The organism is Hyphomicrobiales bacterium (assembly GCA_016710435.1).
Classification (GTDB): Bacteria; Pseudomonadota; Alphaproteobacteria; order Rhizobiales; family Aestuariivirgaceae; genus Aestuariivirga.
In genome coordinates this window covers 1-5213 of record JADJVV010000021.1, presented here as the reverse complement: position 1 = coordinate 5213, position 5213 = coordinate 1, and the positions used below count along the sequence as shown (strand labels likewise).

Annotated in this window: 10 protein-coding genes; 5 read left to right on the top strand and 5 right to left on the bottom strand. The window is 58.0% G+C overall.

Annotated features, from left to right (window positions below; all coding sequences use genetic code 11):
* The 5 genes from IPM06_19650 to IPM06_19630 all read left to right on the top strand — a co-directional run.
* The coding region (locus IPM06_19650; protein ID MBK8772621.1) for a hypothetical protein at positions 1-328 on the top strand (328 nt) is incomplete at its 5' end.
* Positions 325-507, top strand: coding sequence for a hypothetical protein (locus IPM06_19645; protein ID MBK8772620.1), 183 nt, complete (start codon positions 325-327; stop codon positions 505-507). The genes IPM06_19650 and IPM06_19645, both read left to right, overlap by 4 nt.
* A gap of 46 nt (positions 508-553) precedes the next feature.
* Positions 554-1318 carry a hypothetical protein gene (locus IPM06_19640; GenBank protein ID MBK8772619.1) on the top strand — a complete coding sequence of 255 codons (765 nt, stop codon included), beginning with the start codon at positions 554-556 and terminating at the stop codon, positions 1316-1318.
* 387 nt (positions 1319-1705) lie between these two features.
* Complete coding sequence (locus tag IPM06_19635) at positions 1706-2038, top strand: hypothetical protein (protein ID MBK8772618.1); 333 nt, start codon at positions 1706-1708, stop codon at positions 2036-2038.
* A 41-nt stretch (positions 2039-2079) separates the two neighbouring features.
* On the top strand, positions 2080-2319 hold the full coding sequence (locus IPM06_19630; GenBank protein ID MBK8772617.1) for a response regulator transcription factor: 240 nt from the start codon (positions 2080-2082) through the stop codon (positions 2317-2319).
* A 57-nt stretch (positions 2320-2376) separates the two neighbouring features.
* Here the strand turns inward: IPM06_19630 and IPM06_19625 are convergent, their stop codons facing one another.
* From IPM06_19625 to IPM06_19605, 5 genes are all read right to left on the bottom strand, one after another.
* A complete protein-coding gene (locus tag IPM06_19625) occupies positions 2377-2598 on the bottom strand; it encodes a hypothetical protein (protein ID MBK8772616.1) in 222 nt (73 codons plus the stop codon).
* Entirely contained in the window at positions 2595-2927 is a 333-nt protein-coding gene (locus IPM06_19620) for a hypothetical protein (protein MBK8772615.1), read from the bottom strand. Before IPM06_19620 ends, IPM06_19625 begins: the two co-directional genes overlap by 4 nt.
* 124 nt (positions 2928-3051) lie before the next feature.
* Positions 3052-3396, bottom strand: a complete 345-nt coding sequence (locus IPM06_19615; protein ID MBK8772614.1) for a GNAT family N-acetyltransferase — start codon at positions 3394-3396, stop codon at positions 3052-3054.
* A gap of 100 nt (positions 3397-3496) precedes the next feature.
* A complete protein-coding gene (locus IPM06_19610) occupies positions 3497-3748 on the bottom strand; it encodes a hypothetical protein (protein MBK8772613.1) in 252 nt (83 codons plus the stop codon).
* A gap of 93 nt (positions 3749-3841) precedes the next feature.
* Entirely contained in the window at positions 3842-5194 is a 1353-nt protein-coding gene (locus IPM06_19605) for a hypothetical protein (protein ID MBK8772612.1), read from the bottom strand.
* Positions 5195-5213 lie beyond the last annotated feature (19 nt).

Genomic DNA, 5213 nt, shown 5'->3' with positions numbered 1-5213 from the left:
CATGAGTCAATACGTAATTGATACGGACAATCCAGAAAGTGAGCCGACCTGGGCGGAGTACAAACAGGCGCAACGGGATCTGCTGTCGCAGGTGGCGGTAGCGTACCGGGCTGTGAGCGTGGCGCTTGGCATGTATGCGGAGCTGGGGTCACGGCTGATTGACGGCGACCTTGCCACAGTAGCGGCCTATCATCAGGCGGCAACAGCGGGGCTACTCGACAGTCAAACGGCGCTGCTAGGTCATCTGCAGGCGGCGCTTGATTACATCGAAGGTATGCAAGCGGCGCGACCTGGGCTATTCCCGGGCGTGCCAGAGGCGACAGCATGAGCGAGGATGAGATCCGACAGATGCTCGCTAATCTGGAAGAGGGATTGACCGACCTGATACAGCAAGAGGAAACTATCAAGGCGTCACGCTTGCGACAAGAGGGCGCTATCCTGATTCTGCGTCAGGTACTGGGTAAGATTGCCGTAACTAAGGTGACGGATGGGGTGAAAAATGACTAGATACGTTGAAAACCTGAACGAGTGCACGGACCCGGTAGCGGGTGACATGATGCACATCTACGATGCAAGCGCCGGCAGCACGGACAAAGACAGGCGCGTCAATGCGAGTCGGTTCGCAATCATCACAGAAGCGAATCTGTTCACCGGGCCGAACAACATTTCGCCAACCGGAACGACGCAGAAGGCGTTGGCACTTGGTGCGCCCGCATCGACATCGGTCGCTGTCCTGTCGGCCTCCTACGCTGGCCAGGAGCGGATGAGACTGGAGGTTCTGTCGAATGTAAGCCAGCTAACCATGTCGCCATTCGACAATGGCGCGTTGGCGGGCGGGCGCATTCTCGCCGATAGAAACACAAACGCATCGACGCCGGCGGCGGGAACTTTGGGCTTGCGCGACAAGGGCGGGCAAACATACTGGATTTGGCCGGATGATTCCGGCGTGCTGCGCATAGATGTCAATCTACCGGTAAACGCTAACGATACCGCGGGGACCGTCGTTGGCGCACAGACATCCAGCCTGGACAGCAAGGACATCGCAGGCGAGCCGATAGCGATTGACGACGTGCTGGCAGCGGTGCGGGCCGGTGCGGAGGCGGTGCGGCGATTCACCTACAAATCGGGGTCGTTCAACGGGGAGGAGTTCTCCGGCGTGGTGGTGGACTATGCGCCGCGCTATGGCATGGACCGGGACGCGGAGCATCCAGCCGGGAAGTCGCTATCGGTTATTACGGTCGTCGGCGACCTGCTGATGGCCGTGTCGAATCTGGCGGAACGGGTAGCGGCGCTTGAAGCAGCGCAGAGCGGCGCATAAACGGTAGATAAACGTGCGCCGATTACAATTGTTCGTGGGCGGACCTTGTGACCTTAGACCCTCAAAACCTACCGTTTCTGCACCGAGAGTTGGCGCAATTGCAGGCGCAATACAACGTGCTGAGCGAGGCGGCAGAGGGTGACAAGTACGCTACGGACGGGAAGCGACGGGTGTCGGAACGTGAGCTAAACGAGGTGTCGGGTCGAGTCGACGAGCTATCCTACGTCCTCCGTAGGCTTGGTGAACTAGAAAACGTGCTACACGCCAGAGAACACAACGAGACAGACTCAAGGATTGGCGTCAATCTGCACACGATAGCAGCATGGTCAATCGCCAACGCTGCGATATTGATCCTGATTCTGATTCTGTTGTTTCGCGGGGGGTAGCATGGACTCTACACTATTTCGCCTTGTGGCTCATTTGAGCCTGTTTGCGCTTATCACCGTGGGGATGTCTACGCTATGGGTAGTGCGGGGTCAATACGTCCGAGTGACCCATGCGCCGCTCGCAATCGCTGCGCTCTCTCTGTTCGCCTTGTGGCTGCTGCTGCTGGCCGTTTCGATTCGGGACATGAACTGGATTACGAGAGAGATGCTCATCTGGCCGTTGACGGTCGTGGAACTTGGCGCCGCAAGCCTGGGGTGGGCGTGGTGGGCAATAGCGGTCAAGCGGACGTTCCGCATCGAGCATCGCAACGGCAACGAAATACAGTCGATGTGATTGTCACCCCAGTTACGGTGTGCGCTCCGCCGCTGTCTCGATTGACCGAACGCGAAACCCAGGCGCTCATCCTCATCACGGCGGGACTGTCACTGGCTGAGGTTGGCGCTGCGATGGGACTGTCAATGCCTACCGTCAAAACCTATTCAGCGACGATACTGGATGCGTTTGGTATGCACAACGGGCGTGGCACGGCTACACTGGCGCTGCTATCGGGGACCGTGACGGCTGAGCAGGTTGTGGATGTGTGGCGGGCGTGGCGGCCTTGGCTGGTGAAATAAAAAGACCGGTTGGAGCCGGTCTTGGGTGGAGTGTATGCGGTTGGGCGGCGGGGGGGGCTACTCCCTGCTCTGGATAACACCAGTCCATCCGGTGATCCATCCCGCGCGAGCCGCCTGATACCAGGCGTCGTGACGAATCGGCGCTGCGGCCTCTTCTTCCGCTACGAAAATTTCTTCTCCGGTCGTCGTGTTGGTGACGACCTCACCAACACGGTCTCCTTCTTCCCACACATCCGCTACTGTCACAGTGGCGGACATTTTCACTTCTTGGCCTCTCATCTTCTCATTCCTTCCCGGCATCTGCCTGCCGGGTGGCGTTCAATCCTCGTCGTAAATTCCATCACGATAATCCTCCGCTTCATTTGCTGAGTACGCGCGCTGGCCGTCCATGTGCCGTCGGCTATCTTGCGCTCGCGCAGCGCCAAGTAGCCCACCCACCAGCCCGACCACGCGTCGCCGTCAATCGCCAGATCGCGCCCGATCTTGCGAGCGTAGCCGGTCGCCACCAGGACCGGGGCGATGGACTGCGCAAACAGTTGGCGGGTGATGGGCTTTTGAAGCCGCTTATTCAGCGACTCGAGAGCTTCGGCGGTGGAAAGAATGTTCACTTTTTTTTGGCCTCCTCTTTCTTCTCTTGCTTGGCCTGTTCCTTCTTCACGTCGGACACAAAATTCTGCAAGAGATCAACGATATTTTTCCCCTTGCCTTCGTCCTTCTTTTCTTCTTTAGCCATCATTCCTCCGCGTACCAGAACATATCGACTTGTCCAGCCCAGCCATTGCTGCGGACATCATTAAAGCCAAACTTGGCGTAGAAGCTGCGGGCGGTTTCGACTGCGTTCATGGCGCCGACTTCCACAAACTCGGATTGGAACCATTCAATCATTGCCCGACCTGCACCCGTGGCGTTGCTTTCCATGAAGAAGATTTGCGCATCTTCACGGCCACTGTTGAATTGAGCGTAGCCGACGATCTCGGCGTTCTGCTCGACAACGATGAATTCCTCACCGGCATTGTCGGAGCTATACAGTTGAAACTTCTCAACTTCACTTCTGTCAGCCGTTCGGATATTCATCATGTCTCTATTCTATCATTGATATTGTCCGTTGTCAATATAGAAGTTATGTTCTATACCAAACAAACAAAAAAGCGCGGCATAGGAGTCAACTCCCACGCCGTTAGACTCCCATCCACTTCGCAATCCGTGCCACAAACGACGGATGTCGCACGCCGACTCCCCAGGCTTGCGGCATGGCGCCGGCCTTGTGGCGTCGATTGATGCGGCGGGATGTCAGCGGGATGTCGGAGCGGATGAGCAGATACTCTGCCCAGGCTGCTTGTCTTGCGGGGACTAGAAACGTTCGGTCGCCATTGCGCAGGATACCACGCCCGTATTGCGGCACGCCGTAGCTGCGCAGGATGCGTTCCACCTGGGCGCCGGTGGCGGCTCTGAACGTGAACCGGTGCAATCTACCGTGGCGGATGTAACCGGAGAGGGTGTCAAGTGCAGCGGAGGATGTCTATCACGCTGTCACCTCGGCGGCGATGTCGGTGCCAAGACGGTCGCCGGATGGAAGTCTGATATTCTCTCGGAACGCATGAAACAGCGGATGCGCACGGCCTTTGTACGCTTCGTAATTGTCCGTGCTGCCGCCTTCATTGTCCGCACACATCGCACGGGCAAGGTCGGAGATTCCCTTTGCCGGTCCGAACAATGCTTCTGGATGGACGGCGAACCATGCGTCAACAACCGCATCCCAGCGGGTTGATTCGTCCGTTCCTGTTGGAACGTTCTGCACCACGTTCGCTGCCGTTCCTGGGCGTTCTACCTCTGGTAGATACACATCGGCCATCGCTTCAGGAACGTTGGAACGCTTCCCCATCAGCGCCGGGTAGCGTGGCGGAGACCGACGCACCATGACACTCTCAAAGTCGACAGAAGCTGGCACGGACCGGAAGATACCGCCGTCCCAAAAGAATGTGAACCGGGGGAGCTTGTGCGCTTTCCAGTAACCGGATGCGCCGCCTGAACCTTCCGGCAAATTGAATACGACCGGAGCCGTGTTTGCCTTGACGGTCGGATGATACGATACCGGGCGTTGGTCAATTGCCACCAGGTGGATACCATCGGCGGCGGCCTCGCTTGCCAGTATTGCAAGGATAGCGTCAATCTCTGCCATACATCCGCTAGTGTTGGCTGCTACCCGTTGCGCCCCGTATTCCTCCAGGATCACGCCAAGACGTGGCGGGCGAATACCGCTGCGCAGTTGGTCGATATCCCGTGCACCATGCTCACCTAGCAATTTCTCGCGTCGCTCGTATTCCGCATGGACGGCTTTTAGCGCATCCAAGAAAGCCTCTGGGCGGCGGGCGTCTACCAGTTCGGCGCGGGAATCGGCAATTGACCAGTCTTTGAAGTTGCGCCTGTCGGCTATGAACACCTGCCATTGCTGCGACAGCATGGCGGCAACTAGACCGATTGCAAACTGCGTTTTCCCCTTCTGCGTCGCACCGTGGATGCGCAGGTGAGACTGTTCGGTCGGTATCCACTTGGCAATGTCGCCAGTTGTCGAATCGTAACCGATTGCCAGTTCTTGGCGCGACGACGAATCGAGAATATGCGCCAGTGCGGGGACTTGGAACGAAGGCGGCGGCTCTACGGGCGGCGGCTCTGGTTTCATCGTTATCTGTTTGGGCGGTCGGTCGTATGCGCCGGCTGCGAGTCGTGCTTCTGGCGCGCTCATCTTGCCCAGGCTGCCGACGTTCACGAATGGAAGTGACAGCGTTGCGTCCCCTGGCCAGCGGGCACGGATGCGGTTCGTTGTCTCCTGGTGCTGAGGCGTATGCGAATTGCTCCGCTGTAACTGGCGGTACATAGATGGCGTCATGGATAAC

Excerpts from the sequence above, each read along its gene's own strand:
- IPM06_19645 (MBK8772620.1), top strand. The coding sequence starts at position 325 with ATGAGCGAGGATGAGATCCGACAGATGCTCGCTAATCTGGAAGAGGGA.
- IPM06_19640 (MBK8772619.1), top strand. The coding sequence starts at position 554 with ATGATGCACATCTACGATGCAAGCGCCGGCAGCACGGACAAAGACAGG.
- IPM06_19635 (MBK8772618.1), top strand. The coding sequence starts at position 1,706 with ATGGACTCTACACTATTTCGCCTTGTGGCTCATTTGAGCCTGTTTGCG.
- IPM06_19625 (MBK8772616.1), bottom strand. The coding sequence starts at position 2,598 with ATGAGAGGCCAAGAAGTGAAAATGTCCGCCACTGTGACAGTAGCGGAT.
- IPM06_19615 (MBK8772614.1), bottom strand. The coding sequence starts at position 3,396 with ATGATGAATATCCGAACGGCTGACAGAAGTGAAGTTGAGAAGTTTCAA.
- IPM06_19605 (MBK8772612.1), bottom strand. The coding sequence starts at position 5,194 with ATGTACCGCCAGTTACAGCGGAGCAATTCGCATACGCCTCAGCACCAG.